Source organism: Streptomyces sp. NPDC093546, from assembly GCF_044765045.1.
Lineage (GTDB): Bacteria > Actinomycetota > Actinomycetes > Streptomycetales > Streptomycetaceae > Streptomyces.
Window position 1 is genome coordinate 77731 of the sequence record NZ_JBIWJG010000007.1, and the last position, 23915, is coordinate 101645.

20 protein-coding genes are annotated in these 23915 nt (G+C 71.0%); 4 read left to right on the plus strand and 16 right to left on the minus strand.

The window, feature by feature from the left end; all coding sequences use genetic code 11:
- Window positions 1-27 precede the first annotated feature (27 nt).
- The 6 genes from ACIRNI_RS17435 to ACIRNI_RS17460 all read right to left on the minus strand — a co-directional run bounded on the left by ACIRNI_RS17435 (window position 28) and on the right by ACIRNI_RS17460 (window position 6684).
- Window positions 28-960, minus strand: a complete 933-nt coding sequence (locus ACIRNI_RS17435) for a shikimate dehydrogenase (protein ID WP_403552272.1) — start codon at window positions 958-960, stop codon at window positions 28-30.
- Window positions 938-2650 (minus strand): endolytic transglycosylase MltG, encoded by a 1713-nt coding sequence (mltG, locus tag ACIRNI_RS17440; RefSeq protein ID WP_403552273.1) that lies wholly within the window; start codon window positions 2648-2650, stop codon window positions 938-940. The genes ACIRNI_RS17435 and mltG overlap by 23 nt, the downstream gene beginning before the upstream one ends.
- A gap of 99 nt (window positions 2651-2749) precedes the next feature.
- Entirely contained in the window at window positions 2750-3214 is a 465-nt protein-coding gene (gene ruvX, locus ACIRNI_RS17445) for a Holliday junction resolvase RuvX (protein ID WP_403552274.1), read from the minus strand.
- Complete coding sequence (alaS, locus tag ACIRNI_RS17450) at window positions 3214-5883, minus strand: alanine--tRNA ligase (protein WP_403552275.1); 2670 nt, start codon at window positions 5881-5883, stop codon at window positions 3214-3216. The genes ruvX and alaS overlap by 1 nt, the downstream gene beginning before the upstream one ends.
- Window positions 5883-6239 (minus strand): DUF6167 family protein, encoded by a 357-nt coding sequence (locus tag ACIRNI_RS17455; RefSeq protein WP_403552276.1) that lies wholly within the window; start codon window positions 6237-6239, stop codon window positions 5883-5885. Before ACIRNI_RS17455 ends, alaS begins: the two co-directional genes overlap by 1 nt.
- A gap of 7 nt (window positions 6240-6246) precedes the next feature.
- Window positions 6247-6684 (minus strand): DUF948 domain-containing protein, encoded by a 438-nt coding sequence (locus ACIRNI_RS17460; protein ID WP_403552277.1) that lies wholly within the window; start codon window positions 6682-6684, stop codon window positions 6247-6249.
- 174 nt (window positions 6685-6858) lie between these two features.
- On the opposite strand from ACIRNI_RS17460, the gene ACIRNI_RS17465 reads away from it, so the two are divergent.
- On the plus strand, window positions 6859-8937 hold the full coding sequence (locus tag ACIRNI_RS17465; RefSeq protein ID WP_403552278.1) for an ATP-binding protein: 2079 nt from the start codon (window positions 6859-6861) through the stop codon (window positions 8935-8937).
- A gap of 123 nt (window positions 8938-9060) precedes the next feature.
- On the opposite strand, the gene rpsD is transcribed toward ACIRNI_RS17465, so the two are convergent.
- Entirely contained in the window at window positions 9061-9675 is a 615-nt protein-coding gene (gene rpsD / locus ACIRNI_RS17470; protein ID WP_064068039.1) for a 30S ribosomal protein S4, read from the minus strand.
- 194 nt (window positions 9676-9869) lie between these two features.
- Between rpsD and ACIRNI_RS17475 the strand changes: the two genes are divergently transcribed.
- Window positions 9870-10550 carry a DUF2470 domain-containing protein gene (locus ACIRNI_RS17475; RefSeq protein ID WP_403552279.1) on the plus strand — a complete coding sequence of 227 codons (681 nt, stop codon included), beginning with the start codon at window positions 9870-9872 and terminating at the stop codon, window positions 10548-10550.
- Window positions 10551-10564: 14 nt separating this feature from the next.
- On the opposite strand, the gene ACIRNI_RS17480 is transcribed toward ACIRNI_RS17475, so the two are convergent.
- The 4 genes from ACIRNI_RS17480 to ACIRNI_RS17495 form a co-directional block, all read right to left on the minus strand.
- Window positions 10565-11923, minus strand: coding sequence for a replication-associated recombination protein A (locus ACIRNI_RS17480; protein WP_403552280.1), 1359 nt, complete (start codon window positions 11921-11923; stop codon window positions 10565-10567).
- A 57-nt stretch (window positions 11924-11980) separates the two neighbouring features.
- Complete coding sequence (locus ACIRNI_RS17485; RefSeq protein ID WP_403552281.1) at window positions 11981-12601, minus strand: vitamin K epoxide reductase family protein; 621 nt, start codon at window positions 12599-12601, stop codon at window positions 11981-11983.
- A gap of 130 nt (window positions 12602-12731) precedes the next feature.
- A complete protein-coding gene (hisS, locus tag ACIRNI_RS17490; RefSeq protein ID WP_403552282.1) occupies window positions 12732-13994 on the minus strand; it encodes a histidine--tRNA ligase in 1263 nt (420 codons plus the stop codon).
- 11 nt (window positions 13995-14005) lie between these two features.
- Complete coding sequence (locus ACIRNI_RS17495; protein ID WP_403552283.1) at window positions 14006-14713, minus strand: MBL fold metallo-hydrolase; 708 nt, start codon at window positions 14711-14713, stop codon at window positions 14006-14008.
- A gap of 167 nt (window positions 14714-14880) precedes the next feature.
- Here ACIRNI_RS17495 and ACIRNI_RS17500 point away from each other — a divergent pair, with 167 nt between their 5' ends.
- Both ACIRNI_RS17500 and ACIRNI_RS17505 read left to right on the plus strand, forming a co-directional pair.
- Entirely contained in the window at window positions 14881-15660 is a 780-nt protein-coding gene (locus ACIRNI_RS17500; RefSeq protein WP_403552284.1) for a peptidylprolyl isomerase, read from the plus strand.
- Window positions 15661-15872: 212 nt separating this feature from the next.
- A complete protein-coding gene (locus ACIRNI_RS17505; protein WP_403552285.1) occupies window positions 15873-17102 on the plus strand; it encodes a DUF349 domain-containing protein in 1230 nt (409 codons plus the stop codon).
- 67 nt (window positions 17103-17169) lie between these two features.
- On the opposite strand, the gene ACIRNI_RS17510 is transcribed toward ACIRNI_RS17505, so the two are convergent.
- The 5 genes from ACIRNI_RS17510 to yajC form a co-directional block, all read right to left on the minus strand.
- A complete protein-coding gene (locus ACIRNI_RS17510) occupies window positions 17170-19662 on the minus strand; it encodes a RelA/SpoT family protein (protein ID WP_403552286.1) in 2493 nt (830 codons plus the stop codon).
- A 171-nt stretch (window positions 19663-19833) separates the two neighbouring features.
- Window positions 19834-20379: an adenine phosphoribosyltransferase gene (locus ACIRNI_RS17515; RefSeq protein ID WP_355365598.1), complete on the minus strand. Its 546-nt coding sequence runs from the start codon at window positions 20377-20379 to the stop codon at window positions 19834-19836.
- The gene (gene secF / locus ACIRNI_RS17520; protein ID WP_403552287.1) at window positions 20376-21491 is read right to left on the minus strand and encodes a protein translocase subunit SecF; all 1116 of its coding nucleotides are present in this window, start codon (window positions 21489-21491) and stop codon (window positions 20376-20378) included. Before secF ends, ACIRNI_RS17515 begins: the two co-directional genes overlap by 4 nt.
- A 1-nt stretch (window position 21492) precedes the next feature.
- Entirely contained in the window at window positions 21493-23265 is a 1773-nt protein-coding gene (gene secD / locus ACIRNI_RS17525) for a protein translocase subunit SecD (RefSeq protein ID WP_403552288.1), read from the minus strand.
- Between the two features lie 153 nt (window positions 23266-23418).
- Complete coding sequence (yajC, locus tag ACIRNI_RS17530; protein WP_403552289.1) at window positions 23419-23901, minus strand: preprotein translocase subunit YajC; 483 nt, start codon at window positions 23899-23901, stop codon at window positions 23419-23421.
- Window positions 23902-23915: the final 14 nt, after the last annotated feature.

A 23915-nucleotide genomic window follows, 5' to 3' on the forward strand; every position in this document is an offset into this window, starting at 1 on the left:
CGCCTCGTTCGGGTGATCCGGCGGATCCTAGTGGGCGGGGTCCTCGTGGGCGGGGTCCTCGTGGGCGGGGTCCTCGTGGGCGGGGTCCTCGTGGGCGGGGTCCTCGTGGGCGGGGTCCTCGTGGGCGCCGAGGGCCTGCTCCCCCGCGGCCCTCATGGCCGCCAGCGGGGCCGGGGCCAAGCCGGTCATCTGCTCGACCTGGAGCACGGCCTGGTGGACAAGCAGGTCCAGGCCGCCCACGACGGCACCGCCGCGCGCCGACCAGGCGGCCGCCAGGGCCGTCGGCCAGGGGTCGTACAGCACGTCGAAGAGGGTGCCCGGCCGGTCGGGGACCGCGACGGCGAGCGCGTCGGCCGTCCCGGCGGGCGTGGTGGCGATGACGAGCGGCGCCCGGAAAGCCTCGGCGGCGTCGCTCCAGGGGGCCGTACGGACCTGGACGCCGAGCCGCTCGCCCCAGACGCGCATCTCGGCGGCGCGGGCCTCGCTGCGTACGTACGCGGTGACGGGTCCCGTACAGATGCGGGACAGCGCGGCGAGCGCGGAGGAGGCGGTGGCGCCGGCGCCGAGGATCGCGGCGGAGTCCACCCGCTCCACGCCGCGCTCGCGCAGTGCGGCGACCATGCCCGGGATGTCGGTGTTGCCGCCGACGCGGCGGCCGTCGGGCCTGAGGACCACGGTGTTGACGGCCTCCACCGACGCCGCCGTCTCGGTGATCTCGTCGAGGAGCGGTATGACGGCCCGCTTGAGCGGCATGGTCAGCGACAGCCCCGCCCAGCTCTCGTCCATCCTCTCGAAGAACCCGGGGAGCGCGGTCTCGTCCACGTCGTACCGGTCGTACGTCCAGTGGGTGAGGCCGAGCTCCGCGTAGGCGGCCCGGTGCAGGACCGGGGAGAGGGAGTGGGCGATGGGCGATCCGAGGACGGCGGCCCTGCGCGGGTCAGCCCCTGCCCTTGCTGTCATTGAATTTATCCTTCAGTTTCAGGAATTCGTCGTGCGTCTTCGCGAATTCCGTCTTGTTCATGCCGTCGGTCGCGACGAAGTACATCCAGCCTTCCTTCGTCGGATTCATGGCGGCTTCCAGCGCCTCGATACCGGGATTGCTGATCGGCCCGGGGGTGAGGCCCTTCTGGGTGTACGTGTTGTACGGGTCCTGGTTGCTGTTGATCTCGGCTTCGCTGATGTCGATGTTGCTCTCGCCCTGGAGGTAATTGAAGGCGGAGTCGAACTGCAGCAGCTGGTTGGTCTCGGTGTTGGTGGGCTTGAGGCGGTTGTACACGACCTCGCTCATCCTGCGGAAGTCGTCGTCCGTCTTGCCCTCGACCTGGACCAGGCTGGCGACCGTGAGCAGCTCCCAAGGGTTCTTCAGGCCAAGGGACTTGGCCTTGCCCTCCAGATCGGCCTTGGTGTACTCGGCCTTCGCGCGAGCGACCATCTTCTTGAGGACGTCCTCCGGCTTGGCGCCCTTCGCGACCGGATAGCTGGCCGGGAAGAGGAAGCCCTCCAGGGGGTCCTTGACGTCGCGGTGGCCGACCGCCCATGCGGGGAGGCCGAGGTTCTTCGCCTCCGCCGCGGCCACCGCTTCGGTGGTTCCGGCCTTCAGCTGGAGCTTCTTGTCGATCTGCTCGTAGATCCAGGCATTGCGCCTGCCCTCGGGAATGATGAGGGTGCTCTGGCTCTGGGGATTCAGCATCAGTTCGACGGCGCTCGCCGCGGACATGCCCTTCTTGAGGGTGTAGACGCCCGCCTGGATGTTCTTGCCCTTGGGGTGCTTGCTCTGCGCGGAGACAAAAGCGCCCTGGCTCTTCACGACACCGTTCTTGACGAGAATGCTGCCGATTTCGTAGCCGCCGGCGCCCTGCGGGATCGTCACCTGGACGGTCTCGCTGGTGCCCGTGCCCTCGAAGTCGGGGGCCGCGCCGAACTGGCTCTGCCAGAACTGGTAGCCGAAGTACGCGACGCCGCCCGCGCCGCCCACCAGCACGAGGGCGACGACGAGGCAGGCCACGCCGTTGCGGCTCTTGCGCTTCTTCGCCTTCTTGGAGTCCTTGGAGCCCTTGGCGGTCCTCGACCGGCCGCGGCGCTCGCTCCGGGTGGACGCGGGGTCGTCGGCCTCGGGGTCGTCGCGGTCGGCGTCGTCGCCGTTCGAGAAGAAGGGGTGGTTCTCCTCCTCGTGCTCGGGCTCCCGCTCCTCCGCATAGGCGGGCTGCGGGTCGGCCGGGCGCCGCTGGCCCGGGGGCTGCGGCGGCGGGTAGGCCTCGGGGGTGCGGTACGGGTCGGGGTCGCCGGCGCCGTACGGGGCGGCCGGGGCAGGCGGGGTGCCGTACGGCATCGCCGCCTGCTGGCCGGTGTCCCAAGCCCCGTCGTACTGCTGACCGTCGTACTGCTGGCCGTTGTGCTGCTGGCCGTCGTACTGCTGCCCGGTGAACTGCTGTCCGCCGTACTGCTGGGCGCCGTATACCGCGGCCTGCTCCTGGTACTGGTACTGCTGGCCGTCGTACGGCTGCGGGTGCGGCCCCGGGTGCGCCTGCGGCTGCTGGGCGTGGTGGTGGGGCGAGCCGTCGGTCTGCTGACCTCTCCACCCCTGGTCCCCATACAGCGGGTCCTCGGGGTGCCACGGCTCGGAGCCGGGGCCCCGTCCATATCCAGTCATCGATCCCCAAACGGCCGCGAGGCTTCCGGACATCCGCCTCTACGTAGTACGGCGCTTGTTCGAACGCGCCGCATCGCGCGGAACGTTACCGTATCGCGATCAGATGACCACTTCGACGCTCTCGCCGGGCGGATTACCGGATACCCGTTCGGACTCAAGAGCGTTCTGGAGGATGATCACAGCGGCTGCCTGGTCAATCACAGACCGGCCTTTTTTGGACTTGACGCCCGACGCGCGGAGTCCCTGAGTGGCCGTCACTGTGGTCATCCTCTCGTCCACCAGCCGCACCGGCACCGGCGCGACCGAGCGGGCGAGCTCCTGGGCGAAGGCCCGGACCTTGACCGCCGCCGGGCCCTCGCCCCCGCTGAGGGAACGAGGGAGCCCGACGACGATCTCGATCGGTTCGTACTCCTCGGCGATCTGCCGCAGCCGCCGGTGCGCGGCCGGGACGTCCCGCCCCGGCACGGTCTCCACCGGCGTCGCGAGGACCCCGTCGGGGTCGCACGAGGCGACCCCGATCCGGGCGTCCCCGACGTCTATCGCGAGGCGACGGCCGCGTCGCATCAGGCCGTTTCCGCGACGAGCCGCTCGACGGCCTCGACGGCCTCGCCGATCGCCTCGACGTTCTGGCCGCCGCCCTGGGCGACGTCCGGCTTGCCGCCACCGCCACCACCGAGGGTCTTGGCGGCCGTACGGACCAGCTCGCCGGCCTTCAGGCCGCGCTCGCGGGCGGCCTCGTTGGTGGCGATGACCGTCAGCGGGCGGCCGTTGGCGGTGGTGAACAGCGCGACGACGGCCGGGCGGTCACCCGGGATGCGGCCGCGCACGTCGAGGACCAGCTTGCGCAGGTCGTCGGCGGACGTGCCGTCCGGCACCTGGCCCGTCACCACGGCCACGCCCCGTACGTCCTTGGCGCCCTGGACGAGCCCGGCGGCGGCCTGGAGGACCTTCTCGGCGCGGAACTTCTCGATCTCCTTCTCGGCGTCCTTCAGCTTGCCGAGCATGGCGGAGATCTTGTCCGGCAGCTCCTCGGGGCGGCCCTTGACCAGCTCCTGGAGCTGGGCGACGACCGTGTGCTCCTTGGCGAGGAAGTGGTACGCGTCGACGCCGACGAGGGCCTCGATACGGCGCACGCCGGAGCCGATCGACGACTCGCCGAGCAGCTTCACCAGGCCCAGCTGGGCGGTGTTGTGGACGTGCGTGCCACCGCACAGCTCCTTGGAGAAGTCGCCGATGGTGACGACGCGGACCTTCTCGCCGTACTTCTCGCCGAACTCGGCGATGGCGCCCTGCCGCTTGGCCTCGTCGATCGGCATGACCTCGGCGTGCACGTCGAGCTCGCGGGCGAGGACCTCGTTGATCTTCTGCTCGACGTCGGTCATGACCGTCTGCGGCACGGCGGACGGCGAGCCGAAGTCGAAGCGGAACCGGCCGGGCTGGTTCTCCGAACCGGCCTGGGCGGCCGTCGGGCCGAGGGCGTCGCGCAGCGCCTGGTGGGTGAGGTGGGTGGCGCTGTGGGCGCGGGCGATGGCCCGGCGGCGCTTGACGTCGATCGTGGCGTACGCCGTGGAGCCCACGGTCACCTCGCCGACCTGCACCGAGCCCTTGTGGACGGAGACGCCCGGGACCGGCTGCTGGACGTCGCGCACCTCGATGACCGCGCCGCTGTGCAGCCGGATGCGGCCGGTGTCGGCGATCTGGCCGCCGCCCTCGGCGTAGAAGGGGGTGCGGTCGAGGACGACCTCGACCTCGTCGCCCTCGGTGGCGGCGGGCGAGGACACGCCGTTGACGAGCAGGCCGACGACCGTGGTCTCGCCCTCGGTGTTGGTGTAGCCCACGAACTCGGTGGCGCCGGCGGTGTCGGCGATCGAGCGGTAGGCGGAGACGTCGGCGTGGCCGGTCTTCTTGGCCAGGGCGTCGGCCTTGGCGCGCTCCCGCTGCTCCTTCATCAGGCGGCGGAAGCCCTCCTCGTCCACGGAGAGGCCCTGCTCGGCGGCCATCTCCAGGGTGAGGTCGATCGGGAAGCCCCAGGTGTCGTGGAGCAGGAACGCCTTGTCACCGGGGAGCACCGTGCCACCGGCGGCCTTGGTCTCGTTGACGGCGGTGTCGAGGATGTTGGTGCCGCCCTTGAGGGCCTTGAGGAACGCGGCCTCCTCGGCGAGCGCGACCGTCTCGATGCGCTTGCGGTCGGTCTCCAGCTCCGGGTACTGCTCGCCCATCGTGCGGATGACGGTGTCGACGAGCGCGCCGACGACCGGGCCCGAGGCACCGAGCAGCCGCATGTTGCGGACGGCGCGGCGCATGATGCGGCGCAGTACGTAGCCGCGGCCTTCGTTGCCGGGGGTGACGCCGTCGCCGATGAGCATCACGGAGGTGCGCATGTGGTCGGCGACCACACGGAGCGAGACGTCGCTCTCCTGGGACTGGCCGTAGCGCACACCGGTCAGCTCGGTGGCCTTGTCGATGACGACCTTCAGGGTGTCGGTCTCGTACATGTTCTGTACGCCTTGGAGGATCATCGCCAGGCGCTCCAGACCGAGGCCCGTGTCGATGTTCTTGCTCGGCAGGTCGCCGAGGATCTCGAAGTCGTCCTTGCCGGTGCCCTGGCCGCGCTCGTACTGCATGAAGACGAGGTTCCAGATCTCGACGTACCGCTCGTCGTTGACGGCCGGGCCGCCCTCGACGCCGAACTCGGGGCCGCGGTCGTAGTTGATCTCGGAGCAGGGGCCGCAGGGGCCGGGGACGCCCATGGACCAGAAGTTGTCCTTCTTGCCCAGGCGCTGGATGCGCTCGGCGGGGACGCCCACGACGTCGCGCCAGATCTGCTCGGCCTCGTCGTCGTCCTGGTAGACGGTGATCCAGAGCTTCTCCGGCTCCAGGCCGTAGCCGCCGTGCTCGACGGAGCTGGTCAGCAGCTCCCAGGCGAGCTTGATAGCGCCTTCCTTGAAGTAGTCGCCGAAGGAGAAGTTGCCGCACATCTGGAAGAACGTGCCGTGCCGGGTGGTCTTGCCGACCTCCTCGATGTCCGGCGTGCGCACGCACTTCTGGACGCTGGAGGCGCGCGCGAACGGCGGCTTGACCTCACCCAGGAAGTACGGCTTGAACGGGACCATGCCCGCGGGGACGAGGAGCAGAGTCGGGTCGTCCGCGATGAGCGACGCCGAAGGGACGACGGTGTGCCCGCGCTCCTCGAAGAAGCTCAGCCAGCGGCGGCGGATTTCAGCCGACTCCATCAGTGGTCCTCATTCCGGTTGTACGAGTGGTGGGTACGGGGGTGGTGCGGGTCCCGGCGGTCGGGGTGGTGGGCCCCGGGCTCCAGCGCCGCCGACCGGCGGGGGGCCGGGAGCGCGCGGTCGTCGACCGGCGCCTGAAGACCCAGCGCCTCGCCCAGCTCGGCCTCGCGCTGGAGCATGCCCGCGCGGACGTCGAGCGCGAAGTCCTTGAGCCGGTGGCCGGTCTCGATCGCCTTGTCGGCGGCCTGCGCGGCGAGGCTCTCGGGGGTCAGCTGCTTGAGCTTGCGGTTGACCTTGGTGGTGGCCCACACGCCGGCTGCTGCGCCCGCGGTGAACCAGAAAGCACGGCGGAACATCCCTGCGTCAGCCCTTCCGCTTCTTCCTGCTGCTCCGGGCCGACGGCACCGTACGGCCGACGACGACCGTGCGCCGGGGTCGCTCGGCCGGCGTGTCGTTCCTGCTCCGGCTCATCGCCCGGCGCACGCCGTAGCCGAACGCCGCGACCTTGACCAGCGGTCCGCCGAACGTCGAGGCGACCGTGGTGGAGAGTGCGGAGGCGTTGGAGGTGACCTCCTGGACGTCCGTCGCGATGGCGTCGACCCGGTCCAGCTGGGTCTGTGCGGCGCGCACCGTCGTGGAGGCGTCGGCCAGTAGCGGAACCGCCTGCTCCGTCACCTCTGCCACGAGCCGGGTGGTCGCCTTCAGCGTCTGGGCCAGCCTCACCAGCACCACGGCCAGGAAGGAGACCAGGATCGCCCAGAAGACGGCCACCAGAATCCCGGCAACCTCTCCACCGGTCACTGCGCACCGCTCTCTCAATGGATGCTTCGAAAAGTCGTGATCCGAGCCTATCGCGCCCGCCCGCGCTCCCCGAACCGCATTACGCGTGGCCTGGGGCGGAGATGAGGACGAGCCCCGCGGAGCCGTACCGTCCGATTGTACGGAGCGCTGCGGTCTCGGTACCCTCCGTGTTCCATGCGACGGAGCAACCTTCCGGCAGAGCTGAACCGGTTCGTCGGGCGCGAGGGCGAACTGGGCGAGTTGAGACGGCTCCTGGCGGAGTTTCGGCTCGTGACGGTGGTGGGCGTCGGCGGGGTGGGAAAGTCCCGGCTGGCGCTGCGCGTCGCGGCGACCGTGGCCGACGGCGTGGCGAAACGCTCCTGCGACGGGGTCCGGCTGGCCGGGCTCGCCACCCTGCGGGACGCGGGGCTGCTGGAGCACGCGCTGATGGAGGCGCTGGGCCTGACCGACCACACGTGCCGGCCGCCGCGCGAGGTGCTGGTGGAGTACCTCGCCGAGCGGCGGCTGCTGCTCGTGCTGGACGGTTTCGAGCACCTCGTGGAGGGGTGCGCCGCGCTCGTACGGGAGTTGCTGTGCCGTGCGCCGGGGCTGACCGTGCTGGCCGCCGGGCGCAGGCCGCTGCGGATCGACGGCGAGGCGGTGCTGCCGCTGGCGCCGATGTCCGACGACGACGCGGTGCGGCTCTTCCTCGACCGGGCCGCGGCGGCCGTGCCCGGCTTCCGGGCCGCCGACCCCGGCGCCGTACGGGAGCTGTGCCGCCGCCTGGACGGGATCCCGCTGGCGCTGGAGCTGGCGGCGGGGCGGCTGCCGGCCCTCGGCCTCGAGGGCCTGCTGCACCGGCTGGACGACCGTTTCCGGCTGCTGACCTGCGGGGCCAGGGGTGAGCTCGCGCGCCATCGCACGCTGCGGACCGCCATCGGCTGGAGCCATGAGCTGTGCACGCCCGAGGAGCGGCTGCTGTGGGCGCGGCTGTCGGTCTTCGCCGGGCCGTTCGACCTGGAGGCCGTCGAGTACGTGTGCGCCGGCCCGCAGCTGCCCGCCGAGCGGGTGCTGGACGTGCTCGGGGAGCTGATCGCCCAGTCGGTGGTGGTGCGCGAGGACACGGCGGCGGGCGTGCGGTACCGGATGCTCGACACGGTCCGGGCGTACGGCGCCGAGTGGCTGTCGGCGCTGGGTGACGAGGACCGGCTGCGGCGGCGGCACCGGGACTGGTACCTGGGCCTGGCCGCGTGGTGCGAGCTGGACTGGTTCGGCCCGCGCCAGGCCGAGGTCGCGGCGTGCACCGACAGCGCCCTGCCCGACCTGCGGGCCGCGCTGGAGCTGTGCCTGGAGGAGCCCGGCGAAGCGCACCTGGCGCAGCACCTCGCCGGAACGCTGTGGTTCTACTGGGTGGGGTGCGGGCGGCTCGCGGAGGGCCGGCACTGGCTGGACCGGGCCGTGGCGCTGGAGTCCCGCCACGGCGAGGCGCGGCTGAAGGCGCTGTGGGTGCTGGGCTATGTGGCGATCCTCCAGGGCGACACCATCGCGGCGATGGCCGCGCTCTACACCTGCGAGGAGGACGCGGCGCGGTCGGGGAACGCGCTGGCCGCCGCGTACGCCGTCCACCGGATGGGGTGTCTGGCGCTGATCTCGGACGACATGCCGTACGCGGAGGAGCTGCTGGGGCGGGCGCAGGAGGCCTACCGGGCGCTGGGCGAGCTCAACAGCCAGGTGCTGATGGCCCAGGTCGAACTGGCCATGGCGAAGGTGTTCCTGGGGGACCTCGACGGTGCGGTGGCGCTGTGCCGGGAGGTCCGCGAGGCCTGCGAGGAGCGCGGCGAGCGGTGGACCCGGGCGTACGCGCTGTACGTGCTGGCCTACGCGGCCTGGACGCGCGGCGAGCACGGCGAGGCGCGGGGCCTGCTCGGCGAGTGCATCACCATCGACCACGCCTTCCACGACCTGGTGGGGCTGGTGCTGGCGGTGGAGCTGCTCGCGCTGGTGACGGCGAGCGAGGGGGACCCGGCGGAGGCGGCGGTGCTCCAGGGCGCGGCCGCGCCGATGTGGGAGGCGGTCGGCCTGCCCCTGTTCGGCTCCGGCTACTTCGGTGCGCCCCGCGCCCTGTGCGAACGACGGGCGACCGAGCTGCTGGGCGCGGAGCGCTATCGCGCGTACGAGGCGGAGGGGCGGGCCCTGCCCCTGGAGGCGACGGTGGCGCGGGCGCTGGCGGGCGGGCCGGAGGAGGCGCGGGCGTGCTCGGCGCCGTCGGCCTGAGGGGCGGGAGCCCCCGGGGGCGACCCCGGAAGGCGGCCCGGGAACGCGGCCCGGAAATGCGGAGAGCCCGCCGCCTCCCCAACGGGAAGCGGCGGGCTCGAAGCCGGTGAGGCTACGCCTGCGTCAGCGGGCGTAGTACTCGACGACCAGCTGCTCGTCGCAGATGACCGGGATTTCCTTGCGGTTCGGCTCGCGGTCCAGGCGGAAGGCCAGGGCCTTCAGGTTGACCTGGAGGTAGCGCGGGGTCTCACCGTCGGGGGCGAAGCCACCCTCGCGGGCGACCTGGAACAGCGTCTTGCTGCGGCTGCGCTCGCGGACCATCACGACGTCGTCGGGGCGCACGCGGAAGGACGGCTTGTCGACCTTGCCACCGTTGACCTCGATGTGGCCGTGGACGACCATCTGGCGGGCCTGGTAGATGGTGCGGGCGATGCCCGAACGCAGGACCAGGGCGTCGAGGCGGCGCTCGAGCTCGACGACCAGCGCCTCGCCCGTCTTGCCCTCGGCCTTCTTGGCGCGGTCGTACGCACGCGCCATCTGGCGCTCGCTGATGTCGTACTGGGCGCGCAGACGCTGCTTCTCGAGCAGACGGACCTTGTAGTCCGAGTTCTGCTTGCGGCCACGGCCGTGCTCACCCGGCGGGTAGGGGCGAGCCTCGAAGTACTTGACGGCCTTCGGCGTCAGCGCGATACCGAGCGCACGGGACTTCTTGACCTTGGGACGCGACTGGTTAGGCACGTTCTCCAGACCTCCGATATAGGTTAGGTTAGGCTTACCTTAATCAAGGAGATCGCATGTCGAGCCCTGGGAACACCACGCGCATCACAGACTGCAGCACAAAGAGCGATGCTCCTGCCTCGCAGAGCATCGATGTGACGGAGGTCCGATCAGCTCATGGTCAGCCGCGTCCCAGCGGGCTTGAAACCGCCCGGATGCCGTCAGCAGCCGAGCGCACACGAACTCTCGTACAGAGTACATGCTCCGCAGTACTCATCGCGCCGGGGACCGAGGGCGCCCGCCCCGAGCAGCTGGTGCCCGACGCCCGGACCGTCGGCACCGGCGGCGAGGTCTTCCTCCTGTACCCCGCCGACTCCCCCGCCGTACGCGCCGCGACGCACGCGCAGGACGACGAACTGCCCGCCGTACTGGAGCTGACCGACGTCGCCCCGGTCGCCGTCCCGGACCGGATCCGTGGCCGCGCCTGGGTCTCCGGCTGGCTGACCAGCGCGCCCGGCATCGCCGCCCCCGGCCACATGATGCTGCGCCTGGAGGTCGGCGAGGTGTACGTCGACGACCTCTGGGGCGACGCGGCGGTCGAGCCCGAGGACTTCGCGGCGGCCCGGCCCGACCCGCTCACCGGGTACGAGACCGAACTGCTCCAGCACCTCGCCGCCGCCCACGACGACCACGTCCAGGCCCTGAGCACCCTGCTCGGGCGCGATGACGTGAAGAGCGTCGTGCCGCTCGCGGTGGACCGGTTCGGGCTGCGGGTGCGGTGCCGCGACGCGGCCGGGGGTGCGTTCGACGCGCGCTTCGACTTCCCCACGCCGGTGACGGACGTCCACGGGCTGCGGCGCGCCATGCACACCCTCTTCCAGGCGGCGCGGAGCTGACCCGCCGGCGCCGATTAGGCGGTGCCCTCGCCGCGCAGCCGCTCGCGCACCTTCTCCACCACGTCCGCGTACCGCGCCTCCGCGCCGTACCGCGTCGGTTCGTAGTACCGCTTGCCGTGGATCGCGTCCGGCGCGTACTGCTGGGCGGCGATGCCGCCCGGGACGTCGTGGGGGTAGACGTATCCCTGGGCGTGACCCAGCTTGGCCGCGCCCTTGTAGTGGCCGTCGCGCAGATGGGGCGGCACCGGTCCCGCCAGCCCGTTCCGCACGTCCGCCTGGGCGGCGAAGATCGCCGTCGTAGCGGCGTTCGACTTCGGGGCCAGGGCCAGCGCGATCGTGGCGTGGCTCAGCGTGAGAGCCGCCTCCGGGAAGCCGATCATGGCCACCGCCTGGGCCGCCGCGACCGCGAGGGGCAGCGCCGTCGGGTCCGCGAGCCCGATGTCCTCGCTCGCGGAGATCATCAGCCGGCGGGCGATGAACCGCGGGTCCTCCCCCGCCTCGATCATCCGCGCCAGATAGTGCAGGGCCGCGTCCACGTCCGACCCGCGGATCGACTTGATCAGCGCGCTCGCCACGTCGTAGTGCTGGTCGCCGTCCCGGTCGTACTTCACCGCTGCCCGGTCGACCGTCTCCTCCACGGTGGCGAGGGTGATCTCCGGCTCCCCCTTGGCTATCGCCGCACCGGCGGCCGCCTCCAGGGCGGTCAGCGCCCGGCGGGCGTCGCCGCCCGCGATCCGCAGCAGATGCGCCCGGGCGTCCTCGGGCAGGGTGACCGCGCCGCCCAGGCCCCTCTCGTCGACGAGCGCGCGCTCCAGCAGGCCACTGATGTCGTCGTCGGTGAGCGGCTCCAGGGTGAGCAGGAGCGAGCGGGAGAGCAGCGGAGAGATCACCGAGAAGTACGGGTTCTCGGTGGTGGCGGCGATGAGGGTGACCCAGCGGTTCTCGACCGCCGGCAGGAGCGAGTCCTGCTGGGCCTTGCTGAAGCGGTGGATCTCGTCGAGGAAGAGGACGGTCTCCTTGCCGAACCCGCCGGCCGCGCGGCGGGCCCCGTCGATGACCGCGCGGACCTCCTTGACGCCGGCCGTGATCGCGGACAGTTCGACGAAGCGCTTGTTGGTCGCCTTCGAGACGACGTACGCCAGGGTCGTCTTCCCGGTGCCGGGCGGTCCCCACAGGATCACGGAGGAAGCGCCCGCCGGGCCGCCGGCGCCCTCGCCGACCAGGCGGCGCAGCGGTGATCCGGGCTTGAGCAGATGCTGCTGGCCGACGACCTCGTCCAGCGTGCGCGGACGCATCCGGACGGCCAGGGGGCGGCCGGCCGGATCCTTCTCCTGGCGGTCTTCGGCTGCGGCGGTAAAGAGGTCGGGCTCCACATCCAGAAGCCTATGTCAGCCCACTGACAGTCCCGGCCGGGCCGGTCAGCCGACCGGTCAGCTGGTCCAGAAGTCCCACCAGCGGGTGAGGATCAGCATCCCGATGATCCCGATGTGGACGGCCGGCAGGACCCAGGTGAACTCGTCGAAGAAGCCGCGCAGCACGCGGGGCGCGGGCAGCAGCCCGTTGCGGACGTTGTGCGAGGTCACGTACCAGAACATGACGATCGTCGCGACCCACGCCAGCGAGCACCAGAGGCACAGGGCGTTGATCTCGTACAGCGACTGGTACATCAGCCACATGCAGAAGCCGACACCGAAGAGCGTGCCCGCGTTCAGGCCGAGCCAGTACCAGCGGCGGTAGCGGGCGCCGCCGAGCAGCGCGACGCCGATGGCGATCACCATGGCGTACGTGACCAGGCCGAGCATCGGGTTGGGGAAACCGAAGGCCGACGCCTGCTCGCTCTTCATGATGTTGCCGCAGGAGACGACCGGGTTCAGGCTGCAGCCCGGCGTGAAGGTCGGGTCCTCCAGCAGCTTGAACTTGTCCAGCGTGATCACCCACGCCGCCAGGAGCCCCGCCGCGCCCGTGACCACCAGCATCCACGCGAACGCCCGGCCCGCCCCCGTACCCGCACGGGAGTCCGGGGACACGTCCTGAACCGTCGCAGTCGTCATATCGCCGTTCCATCGTTCGGAGGCTGGTGGGCAGGGGTCATTTTGCCGCACCCGGGCCCCCGTCCGCCGTTCGGTGGACATAAGAAGGGCGGGGTCCGGCCATGACCGGACCCCGCCCCGGGCGTGCGTGTCAGGCGTAGCGCGCCTGGAGCACCTCGACGACCGAGTCCAGCGCGACCGCCTCCTGCTCGCCGGACTCCATGTCCTTGAGCTGGACCACGCCGTCGGCCAGGTCGCGCTCGCCGGCGACCAGCGTGTACCGGGCGCCCGACCTGTTGGCCATCTTCATGGCGCCCTTCAGGCCGCGGCCGCCGTACGCGAAGTCCGTCGCGACCCCGGCCCGGCGCAGCTCGGTGACGATGCCGAACAGGATCCGGCGCGCCTCCTCGCCCACCGGCACGGCGAAGACGCTCGTCGTCGCCGGCAGGTCGAGGGTGAGGCCCTCCGCCTCCAGCGCAAGGACCGTGCGGTCCACGCCCAGGGCCCAGCCGACGGACGGCAGGGCCGGGCCGCCGATCATCTCGGAGAGGCCGTCGTAGCGGCCGCCGCCGCCGACCGCGGACTGGGAGCCGAGGCCGTCGTGGACGAACTCGAAGGTCGTGCGCGTGTAGTAGTCCAGGCCGCGCACCAGCTTCTCGTCGTCCTCGAAGGCGACACCCGCCGCCGTCAGCAGCTCGCGCACCTGCTCGTGGTACGCCTTGCACGCCTCGCACAGGGAGTCGCGCAGGAGCGGCGCGCCGACGAGCTGCTTCTGGACCTCGGCGCGCTTGTCGTCGAGGACCCGCAGCGGGTTGATCTCGACGCGGCGGCGGGTGTCCTCGTCCAGGTCGAGGTCGCGCAGGAAGCCCTGGAGGGCCTCGCGGTAGGCGGGGCGGCACTCGCGGCAGCCCAGGGAGTTCAGCAGGATGCGGAACTCACGCAGGCCCAGCGAGCGGTACGCCTGGTCGGCGAGGATGATCAGCTCGGCGTCGAGCGCCGGGTCCTCCGCGCCGATCGCCTCGGCGCCGACCTGCGAGAAGTGGCGGTAGCGGCCCTTCTGCGGGCGCTCGTAGCGGTAGTACGAGCCCGAGTACCAGAGCTTGACGGGGAGGTTGCCCGCCTTGTGGAGGTTGGCCTCCAGCGCGGCGCGCAGCACGGACGCGGTGCCCTCGGGGCGCAGGGCCAGCTTGTCGCCGCCCTTGGTCTCGAAGGCGTACATCTCCTTGGTGACGATGTCGGTGGACTCGCCGACACCGCGCGCGAACAGCTCGACGTTCTCGAAGCCGGGGGTCTCGACATAGCCGTAGCCGGAGTTCTTCAGCGGCGCGGCGATGGCCTCGCGTACCGCCAGGTACGTCGCCGAGTCCGGCGGAAGCAGGTCGTACGTGCCCTTGGGGGCCTGGAAAGTACTCACGGAAAGTCTCGTCACATTCCTCGTCGGGGAGCGTCCACGCTCCCGAGGCCGGCGGCCACTTCCCGCAGGTACGGGTTGGTGGCGCGCTCGCGGCCGATGGTCGTCTGGGGACCGTGGCCGGACAGCACCACGGTCGAGTCGTCGAGCGGCAGGCACACGCGGGCAAGCGACGCGAGCATCTCGTCCATGTCACCGCCCGGCAGGTCGGTGCGTCCGATGGAGCCGGCGAACAGCAGGTCGCCCGAGAAGAAGACGGGCGGGATGTCCGCCGCCTCGGGCATGCCGAAGGTCACCGACCCCTTGGTATGGCCGGGCGCGTGCGACACGGTCAGCTCCAGACCCGCGAGGCTCAGCTTCGCCCCGTCGGTGAGCTCGTGGACGTCGTCCGGCTCCCCCACGGTCAGCTCGCCCATGAGCGGCATCCCGATCGAGCGGCCGAGGGACCTCTCCGGGTCGCTCATCATGTACCGGTCGGCGGGGTGGATCCACGCGGGTACGTCATGGGCGCCGCAGACCGGGACGACGGAGGCGACGTGGTCGATGTGGCCGTGGGTCAGCACGACGGCGACGGGCTTCAGCCGATGCTTCTTGAGCGTCTCCTCGACTCCCTGGGCGGCCTGGTGGCCCGGGTCGATGATCACGCACTCCTCACCGGCGGCGGGGGCGACCAGGTAGCAATTGGTCCCCCAGGCCCCGGCGGGGAACCCGGCAATGAGCACGATCGTCCTTAAAAAGTCGTCCGGCGGAAGAATGCAGCAGATCAGAGCCTACCGGCGCTGCTCATTCCACAGCCAACCCGTATACGGTACGGGCACGCTCCGCCAGGACAGGTGGGAACGGACGGACGGCCGACAACCGACCGACAACCGACAAGGAGAAACACCCGGTGGTCAGCAGCGATCAGCGGCGGCGCCAGCTCGCCAGAGAGAAGTACGAGCGGCAGATGAAGCGCCGTGAGGAGGCCCGTAAGAAGGCCAAGCGCCGCAACACGGTCATCATCGCCTCGGTCGTGGCGGTGCTGGTGGTCGGCGCCGGGGCGTACACCACCTTCCGCTCCGAGTCCGCCGCGGACGCGAAGAAGCCCGTCGACCTCCCCCCGTCGCCGTCGGCGAGCGAGAGCTCCGCGCCGGAGCCGAAGATGGCCATCGACGCCAAGGCGAAGTACACGATGGCGCTCACCACCAACCACGGCGGCATCAAGATCGCCATGGACGCGGCGAAGACCCCGCGCACGGTGAACTCGTTCAAGCACCTCGCGGACAAGAAGTACTTCGACAACACCAAGTGCCACCGCCTCACCACCCAGGGCATCTTCGTGCTCCAGTGCGGCGACCCGAAGGGCGACGGCACGGGCGGCCCCGGCTACACCATCCCGGACGAGAACCTGACCGCGCTGGGCAAGGCGGGCGCGGACGGCACGGTGACCTTCCCCGCCGGGACGGTGGCGATGGCCAACACCATGCAGCCGAACACCGGCGGCAGCCAGTTCTTCCTCGTCTACAAGGACACCAAGCTGCCCCCGCAGTTCACTCCTTTCGGCACGATGGACGCGGCGGGCCTGAAGGCCGTCCAGGAGATCGCCGAGGGCGGGGTCGAGGGCGGCACCACGGACGGCGCGCCGAAGAAGGCCGTCACCATCGAGAAGGCCACCGTCGGCAAGGCGTGAGGCGCCTCCCGCCCGCCCGGGGCGGAGTGACGCGTGAACTGCCGAATTTCGGTCGCGCTGAGTGCGGACAGCCGGGCGGCCGGTCGCCTAGATTGGCGTTGTGCAGCGCGACCTCGACCGGCGCGTTGTGGAGGGCGGGCGAGGCCCGTCAGGGAACTGTGGACGATGCCCGGGGGTGACCGCCCTCGTCGGCATCATGTGGAGGAGGCGCTGTGAGCAGCGACCCGTGGGGCCGCGTCGACGAGACGGGCACCGTGTACGTGCGTACAGCCGACGGCGAGAAGGTCGTCGGATCGTGGCAGGCCGGTTCCCCCGAGGAGGCACTGGCCTACTTCGAGCGCAAGTACGAGGGCTTGGTGGTCGAAATCGGCCTCCTCGAGAAGCGGGTGAAGACCACCGATCTGTCGGCCAAGGACGCGATGGCCGCGATCGACCACATCCGTCACCAGGTGGACGAGCACCACGCCGTGGGTGACCTCGACGCGCTGCGCAAGCGGCTGGACCAGCTGGTCGCGACCGTCGAGGCGCGGCGCGAGCAGCGCAAGGCCCAGAAGGCCAAGCAGACCGACGAGGCCCGCAAGGCCAAGGAGGCGCTGGTCGTCGAGGCCGAGGAGCTGGCCCAGAGCGAGCAGTGGCGGGCCGCCGGTGAGCGGCTGCGGGCGCTGGTGGACACCTGGAAGGGCCTGCCGCGGCTCGACCGGAAGTCCGACGACGAGCTGTGGCACCGGTTCTCGCACGCCCGGTCGGCGTTCTCCAAGCGGCGCAAGGCGCACTTCGCGTCGCTGGACGCGCAGCGCGAGGAGGCCCGCAAGGTCAAGGAGAAGCTGGTCGCCGAGGCTGAGGCGCTGTCCGGATCCACGGACTGGGGTGTCACGGCCGCCCGCTACCGGGAGCTGATGGCGGAGTGGAAGGCCGCGGGCCGCGCCCAGCGCGAGCACGAGGACGAGCTGTGGAACCGTTTCCGCGGCGCCCAGGACGTGTTCTTCGCCGCGCGCAGCGAGGTCTTCGCGGAGCGTGACGCCGAGCAGGCCGAGAACCTCAAGCTGAAGGAGGAGCTCGCCGGCGAGGCCGAGAAGCTGGTGCCGGTGACGGACCTGAAGGCGGCCCGCGCGGCCTTCCGGGCCATCAACGAGCGCTGGGAGGCCATCGGGCACGTACCGCGCGACGCCCGGCCGAAGGTCGAGGGCCGGATGCACGCCGTGGAGCGGGCCATCCAGGAGGCCGAGGAGGCCGAGTGGCGGCGTACGAACCCGGAGGCACGCGCGCGTGCGGCGGGTCTGACGGGGCAGCTGCAGGACGCGGTCGACAAGCTGAAGAAGCAGATCGACGCGGCCCGGGCGGCGGGCAACGACGCCAAGGCCGACAAGCTGGCGCGTGAGCTGGAGGGCCGGCAGGCGCTGCTGGACCAGGCGCTGAAGGGCCTGCAGGAGTTCGGCGGCTGATCGACGCACACGTCGACGCACACGGAAAAGGGCCTCCCCTGGCGGGGAGGCCCTTTTCCGTGCCTTGTTACGGCCGGCGGGCCGAGGTCACGCGGTACACGTCGTACACGCCCTCCACGCCGCGCACCGCCTTCAGGACGTGGCCCAGGTGCTTGGGGTCGCCCATCTCGAAGGTGAAGCGTGAGGTGGCGACGCGGTCGCGGGAGGTCTGGACGGCCGCCGACAGGATGTTGACGTGCTGGTCGGACAGGACGCGGGTGACGTCCGACAGGAGCCGGGAGCGGTCCAGCGCCTCGACCTGGATGGCGACCAGGAAGACGGACGACTGGGTCGGCGCCCATTCGACGTCGAGGATCCGCTCGGGCTGCTGCGAGAGCGAGTCGACGTTGACGCAGTCGGCGCGGTGAACCGATACGCCGCTGCCGCGGGTGACGAAGCCGATGATCGGGTCGCCCGGCACCGGCGTACAGCAGCGGGCCAGTTTGACCCACACGTCCTCGACGCCCTTGACCACGACGCCCGGGTCGGCCTTGGTGCGGCGCTTGCCGCGGCCGCGGCTCGGCGGCGCCGACTCGGCGATGTCCTCGCTGGCGGCCTCCTCGCCGCCGAGGGCCTGCACCAGCTTCTGGACGATGGACTGGGCGGTGACATGGCCCTCGCCGATCGCCGCGTACAGCGACGAGATGTCGCTGTAGCGCATCTCGTGCGCCAGCGTGACCAGTGAGTCGCCGGTGAGGATGCGCTGGATCGGCAGGTTCTGCTTGCGCATGGCGCGCGCGATGGCGTCCTTGCCCTGCTCGATCGCCTCGTCGCGGCGCTCCTTGGAGAACCAGGCGCGGATCTTGTTCCTCGCCCGGGGCGACTTGACGAAGCCGAGCCAGTCGCGGGAGGGGCCGGCGCCGGCGGCCTTGGAGGTGAAGACCTCCACCAGGTCGCCGTTGTCGAGGGTGGACTCGAGCGGGACGAGCCGCCCGTTGACCCGGGCTCCTATGGTGCGGTGGCCGACCTCGGTGTGGACGGCGTACGCGAAGTCGACCGGCGTCGCCCCGGCGGGCAGCGCTATGACGTCGCCCTTCGGGGTGAAGACGAAGACCTCGTTGCGGGAGAGGTCGAAGCGCAGCGACTCCAGGAACTCGCTCGGGTCCTCGGTCTCCTTCTGCCAGTCGAGCAGTTGGCGCAGCCACGCCATGTCGTTGATGTGGTCGTCCTTGCCGGGCTTCTTCGGTACGTCGGTGCGCACCTTGGAGGCGCCGGCGACGGCCTCCTGCTTGTACTTCCAGTGGGCGGCGATGCCGTACTCGGCGCGGCGGTGCATGTCGAAGGTGCGGATCTGCAGCTCGACCGGCTTGCCGTTGGGGCCGATGACCGTCGTGTGGAGCGACTGGTACATGTTGAACTTCGGCATCGCGATGTAGTCCTTGAACCGGCCGGGGACCGGGTTCCATCGCGCGTGGACGGTGCCGAGGGCGGCGTAGCAGTCGCGGACCGTGTCGACGAGGACGCGGATGCCGACCAGGTCGTAGATCTCCGCGAAGTCGCGGCCGCGGACGATCATCTTCTGGTACACGCTGTAGTAGTGCTTCGGCCGCCCGGTGACGGTGGCCTTGATGCGGGCGGCGCGCAGGTCGGACTGGACCTCGTCGATGACGGTGGCGAGGTACTCGTCGCGCTTGGGGGCGCGCTCGGCGACGAGGCGGACGATCTCGTCGTACATCTTGGGGTAGAGGATCGCGAAGGCGAGGTCCTCGAGCTCCCACTTGATGGTGTTCATGCCCAGGCGGTGGGCGAGCGGCGCGTAGATCTCCAGGGTCTCGCGCGCCTTCTTCTCCTGCTTCTCCCGCTTGAGGTAGCGCATGGTGCGCATGTTGTGCAGGCGGTCGGCGAGCTTGATGACCAGGACGCGGGGGTCCTTGGCCATGGCGACGACCATCTTGCGGACGGTCTCGGCCTGCGCCGCCTCGCCGAACTTGACCTTGTCGAGCTTGGTGACGCCGTCGACGAGGAGGGCGACCTGGTCGCCGAAGTCCTTGCGCAGCTGCTCCAGGCCGTACTCGGTGTCCTCGACGGTGTCGTGGAGGAGGCCCGCCATCAGCGTCGCGGGGTCCATGCCGAGCTCGGCGAGGATGGTGGTGACGGCGAGCGGGTGCGTGATGTACGGGTCGCCGCTCTTGCGCTTCTGGCCGCGGTGCCAGCGCTCGGCGACCTGGTAGGCGCGCTCGATCTGGCGGAGCGTCGACGTCTCGATCTTCGGGTCGTTGCTGCGGACTATGCGCAGCAGGGGCTCCAGGACCGGGTTGTACGGCGACGAGCGCTGCACGCCGAGCCGGGCGAGGCGGGCGCGGACGCGGTTGGAGGAGCCGCCGGAGCGGGCGGCGGCGGTCGGGGTGGGCTTCGGGGCCGAGACGGGGGCCGGGCCGGAGGCGCGCTGCGGAGTGGCCGGGGGCCTGGGCGCGCCCTCCGCGGGCTCGTTCCGGTTCTGGGGCGTGGCTGGGGACGCCGCGGCCTGGTCGGCCCGCTGGTCGGGTTTCGCGGCGGAGAGTGGCTGGGCCTCGTCTGGCAAGAGCGCTCCTCGTGCGGGTCCCGGGTCCCCCGGTCGAGCCCGGACACCCATGGTATCGACCCGGGCGGCCGGGTGCTTCACGCGGTTGCGGACGGGGAAGGCGGTACGCCGACGGGCGCCGCGGGGGTGTTCCCCGGGGCGCCCGTCGTCGTACGTGCCTGCCTCGCGTGGTCAGAGCGTGATGAGGGCCTCCAGCGGCGCGCCGCCCAGAGCGGGCTCCAGGCGGGCCCGGCCGCCCAGGAAGCCGAGCTCCATGAGGACCGCGACGCCCGCGACCTCCGCGCCGGCCCGCCGGATGAGCTCCAGCGAGGCCTCGGCGGTGCCGCCGGTGGCGAGGACGTCGTCGATGACCATCACGCGGTCACCGGGGAGGAGGTCCTCGGCGTGCACCTCGATCTCGGCGGAGCCGTACTCCAGGTCGTACGCCTGGCTCAGTGTGGCGCCGGGCAGCTTGCCCGCCTTGCGGACGGGGATGAAGCCCAGCTGCGCCGTGACGGCGACCGGCGCGGCCAGGATGAAGCCGCGCGCTTCCAGGCCGACGATCTTGGTGGCGCCGCTGCGGACGCAGAGCTCGGCCAGCGCGCCGGTGAGCGCGTGGAACGCCTGCGGGTCGGCGAGCAGCGGGGTGATGTCCTTGAAGACCACGCCGGGCTTGGGGTAGTCCGGGACGTCCCGGATGCGGCTGAGCAGGAGCTCCTGTGTGCTGCTGACGGTCATCGCCGCTTCCCCCGGCCGCGGGTCGGCTGACGGCGCTGGCCGACGACCGCCCCGGCGGGCGTCGCGTCCTCGGCGTCCCGGTCCGCGCCGTCCTGCGGCTCGGCGCCGCCGTCCGTGGCGTCGGCGCCGGCGGACTCGCCCTTGGCGGCGGCGGCGCGCTTGGCCAGGACGCGCTTCTTCAGCGCCTTCATGCTCGGGTCGCGCTCCTTGAGGTCGGCGACGAGCGGCGTGGCGATGAAGATCGAGGAGTACGCGCCGGCGGCGAGGCCGACGAAGAGCGACAGCGAGATGTCGTTCAGCATGCCGGCGCCCAGGAAGCCGCCGCCGATGAAGAGCAGACCCGCCACCGGCAGCAGCGCCACCACGGTGGTGTTGATGGAGCGCACCAGGGTGCTGTTGAGGCTGCGGTTGGCGATCTCGCTGTACGTCCAGCGGGTCTGCTTGGTGATGTCCTTCGACGCCTCCTTGAGACCGTCGAAGACGACGACGGTGTCGTAGAGGGAGTAACCGAGGATCGTGAGCAGACCGATCACGGTGCCGGGCGTGACCTCGAAGCCGACCAGGGCGTAGATGCCGACCGTGATGGTGAGGTCGTGGATCAGGGCGATCAGCGCGGCGACCGCCATGCGCCACTCGAAGGCGATCGCGAGGTAGATCACCACGAGGATCATGAAGACGCCGAGGCCCGTCCAGGCCTTGTTGGCGATCTGCTCGCCCCAGCTGGGTCCGACCTGCTGGGCGTTGAGCTGGTCCTCGGGGACCTTCAGGTCGTCGGAGAGGGCTGCGGCGATCTTGTCCGCCTGAGCCGTGTCGACGTCGCTGATCTGGATGCGCAGGCCGCCGTTGCCCAGCTCCTGGACGATCGGGGTGTGGCCGGAGACCTCCGCGGTGGCGTCCCGGGCCTCGGCGACGGAGACCGAGGTCTTGGGGGTCGTGATGACCACGCCGCCCTTGAACTCGATGCCCATGTTGAGGCCCTGGACCATCAGGCCGGCGATGGCCGTGATGGTGATCAGGATGGAGACGCCGTACCAGAGCATCCGCTTGCCGACGAAGTCGTAACCGACCTCACCGCGGTACAGGCGGGCGCCGAGGGTGCCGAGTCGTGACATCTCACGCCTCCTTCGGGTCGATGGTCACGGAGGCGGAGCGGCGCGAGCGGCGCAGCGGAGGCTTGACTCCGAGGCGCTTCGGGTCCAGACCCGACCACGCGTGGCCGCTGCCGAAGAACTTCGTCCGGGCGAACAGCGTCATCAGCGGCTTGGTGAAGAGGAACACGACGACGACGTCGAGGAGGGTCGTCAGGCCGAGCGTGAACGCGAAGCCCTGGACCTTGCCGACGGTCACGATGAACAGCACCGCGGCGGCGAGGAACGACACGAAGTCGGAGACGAGGATCGTGCGCCGGGCGCGCGGCCAGGCCCGCTCGACGGCCGGGCGGAGCGTGCGGCCCTCGCGGATCTCGTCACGGATGCGTTCGAAGTACACGATGAACGAGTCCGCGGTGATGCCGATCGCCACGATGGCACCGCAGACGGCCGGCAGGTTCAGCGCGAAGCCGATGGCCGGGCCGAGCAGCGACATCAGGGCGTAGGTGAGGACCGCGGAGGCGAGGAGGCTGAGGAGCGCGATGAGCGCCAGGCCCCGGTAGTACACCACCAGGTAGATCACGACGAGCGCGAGGCCGATGGCACCGGCGATCAGACCGGCCATGAGCTGCTCACCGCCGAGCGCCGGGCTGACGGTGTCGACGCTCTCCTCCTCGAAGGACAGCGGGAGCGCGCCGTAGGACAGGATGTTGGCCAGGTCGGTGGCGGTGTCCTGGTTGAAGCTGCCGGTGATCTCGGCGCTGCCGCCGCCGATGACGCTGTTGACGGACGGGGCGGAGACCACCTGGCCGTCGAGCATGATCGCGAACTGGTTCATCGGCGGGGCCTGCGAGGCGAGCTTGCCGGTGGTGGCGGCGAACTTCTTGGCGCCCTTGTCGGTGAAGCCGAGCTGGACGATCCAGATGCCGCGCTGCGGGTCGAGAACGCCCTTGGCCTCGTCGACGTCCGTGCCCTCGACCTCGGACGGGCCGAGGATGTACTTGGCGTCGCCCTCGCTGCCGCAGGCCACGGTGGGCTTGGCCGGGTCGGCGTTGCGCGCCGGGTTGGGCACTTCCTTGTTCTCGCCCTTCGGACGGCAGTCGAGGGCGGCGAACTGCGCGTCCAGGGCGGCGGTGCCCGCGTCGGCGGAGCCGGACGGCTTCGGGGCGCCGGACGGGGTGCCGGAGGGGCTGCCGGACGGGGCCGGCTTGCCGGAGGTGGTCGCCGACGGCGAGGGGGCCTTCTTCAGGGCGTCCGGGACGGCACGGCCCTGGGTGGTGGCGCTGGGCGAAGGGGTCGCCTTCCCACTGGGCGTGGCCTTGCCGCTGGGGCTGGCGCTGGGGCTCGGAGAGCCGCTCGCGGCGGGCGGCTCCCCGACGGGGCCGCTGCCGGCGGCGGTCAGCACCGGCCGGAAGTACAGCTGGGCGGTGGTGCCGACCTGCTCACGGGCCTGCTTGGGGTCCGTCGCCTTGGGGATGTTGACGATGATGTGCCGCTCGCCCTGCTGCTGGACCTCCGACTCCGAGACACCCAGACCGTTGACGCGGCGCTCGATGATGCCGATCGCGGTCTGCATGTTGGTGTCGTTGATGGAGTCCGGCTTACCGGGCTGGTTCTCCGCCCTGAGCGTGATGCTCGTGCCGCCGGCGAGGTCGATGCCCAGGCGCGGGGTGAGGTCCCCGGACGCGAACATCCCGCCGATCAGGGCGCCCATGACGATCAGGATCAGGGCCAGGGCACGCCCTGGCCTGCCCTGGCCCCCCGTCGCCTGTCCTCTGCCCTTCTTGGGTGCTGCCACCTTCTCGTTTCTCCCTGTCCAACCGCCACGCGCCGGGTGAGCGTCGAGGCGGCCACGAAGTGGTGTGGGGATTCCCCCGCGTGTGTCGGCACGGACGCGCGGACCGCGGTCCGCCGCTACGCGGCGTCGCGCGGTCCCCGGATGATGCCAGCCTTACTTCGCGTCGGTGTCGCCGTCGCTCTTGTCGTCGCTCTTGGCGTCCTTGGCGTCCTTGGTCGCGTCGATCGCCTCGGGAGCGGTGCCGGCGTCGTCGGCCGCGTCCTTCTTGCCCAGGTCGATCTTGTCACCCTCGGTGAGCGAGGAGATGTCGTCCGGGACGACGGCCTCGTCGGCATCGGCGTCGGTGCCGGTCGTGTCACCGTGGACGATGCGGTTGTACTCCTCGTCCTCGAGGACGGCGCCGATCGCGTTCTTCGCGTAGACGGCGTGGACGCCCGGGGCGACCTCGAGGAGGACCGTGTCGTCGCCGACCTCCTTGACGGTGGCGTACATCCCCCCGATCGTCCGCACGCCGGAACCGGGCTGCATCTGGTTGCGCATCGCCGCTGCCTGCTGCTGCTTCTTCTTGGCGGAGCGGGTCATCAGGAACATGGCCCCGATGAGGACGATGAACGGGAGAAGGGTCACGATATCCACGGGACGACAAATCC

Bases quoted from the DNA above. Each gene is read 5' to 3' on its own strand.
- mltG (WP_403552273.1), bottom strand. From the start codon at position 2,650: ATGACTGGATATGGACGGGGCCCCGGCTCCGAGCCGTGGCACCCCGAG.
- ACIRNI_RS17485 (WP_403552281.1), bottom strand. From the start codon at position 12,601: ATGACGACTGCGACGGTTCAGGACGTGTCCCCGGACTCCCGTGCGGGT.
- ACIRNI_RS17435 (WP_403552272.1), bottom strand. From the start codon at position 960: ATGACAGCAAGGGCAGGGGCTGACCCGCGCAGGGCCGCCGTCCTCGGA.
- secF (WP_403552287.1), bottom strand. From the start codon at position 21,491: ATGTCACGACTCGGCACCCTCGGCGCCCGCCTGTACCGCGGTGAGGTC.
- ACIRNI_RS17475 (WP_403552279.1), top strand. From the start codon at position 9,870: ATGCCGTCAGCAGCCGAGCGCACACGAACTCTCGTACAGAGTACATGC.
- ACIRNI_RS17515 (WP_355365598.1), bottom strand. From the start codon at position 20,379: ATGACCGTCAGCAGCACACAGGAGCTCCTGCTCAGCCGCATCCGGGAC.
- ACIRNI_RS17455 (WP_403552276.1), bottom strand. From the start codon at position 6,239: ATGTTCCGCCGTGCTTTCTGGTTCACCGCGGGCGCAGCAGCCGGCGTG.
- ruvX (WP_403552274.1), bottom strand. From the start codon at position 3,214: ATGCGACGCGGCCGTCGCCTCGCGATAGACGTCGGGGACGCCCGGATC.
- ACIRNI_RS17465 (WP_403552278.1), top strand. From the start codon at position 6,859: ATGCGACGGAGCAACCTTCCGGCAGAGCTGAACCGGTTCGTCGGGCGC.
- alaS (WP_403552275.1), bottom strand. From the start codon at position 5,883: ATGGAGTCGGCTGAAATCCGCCGCCGCTGGCTGAGCTTCTTCGAGGAG.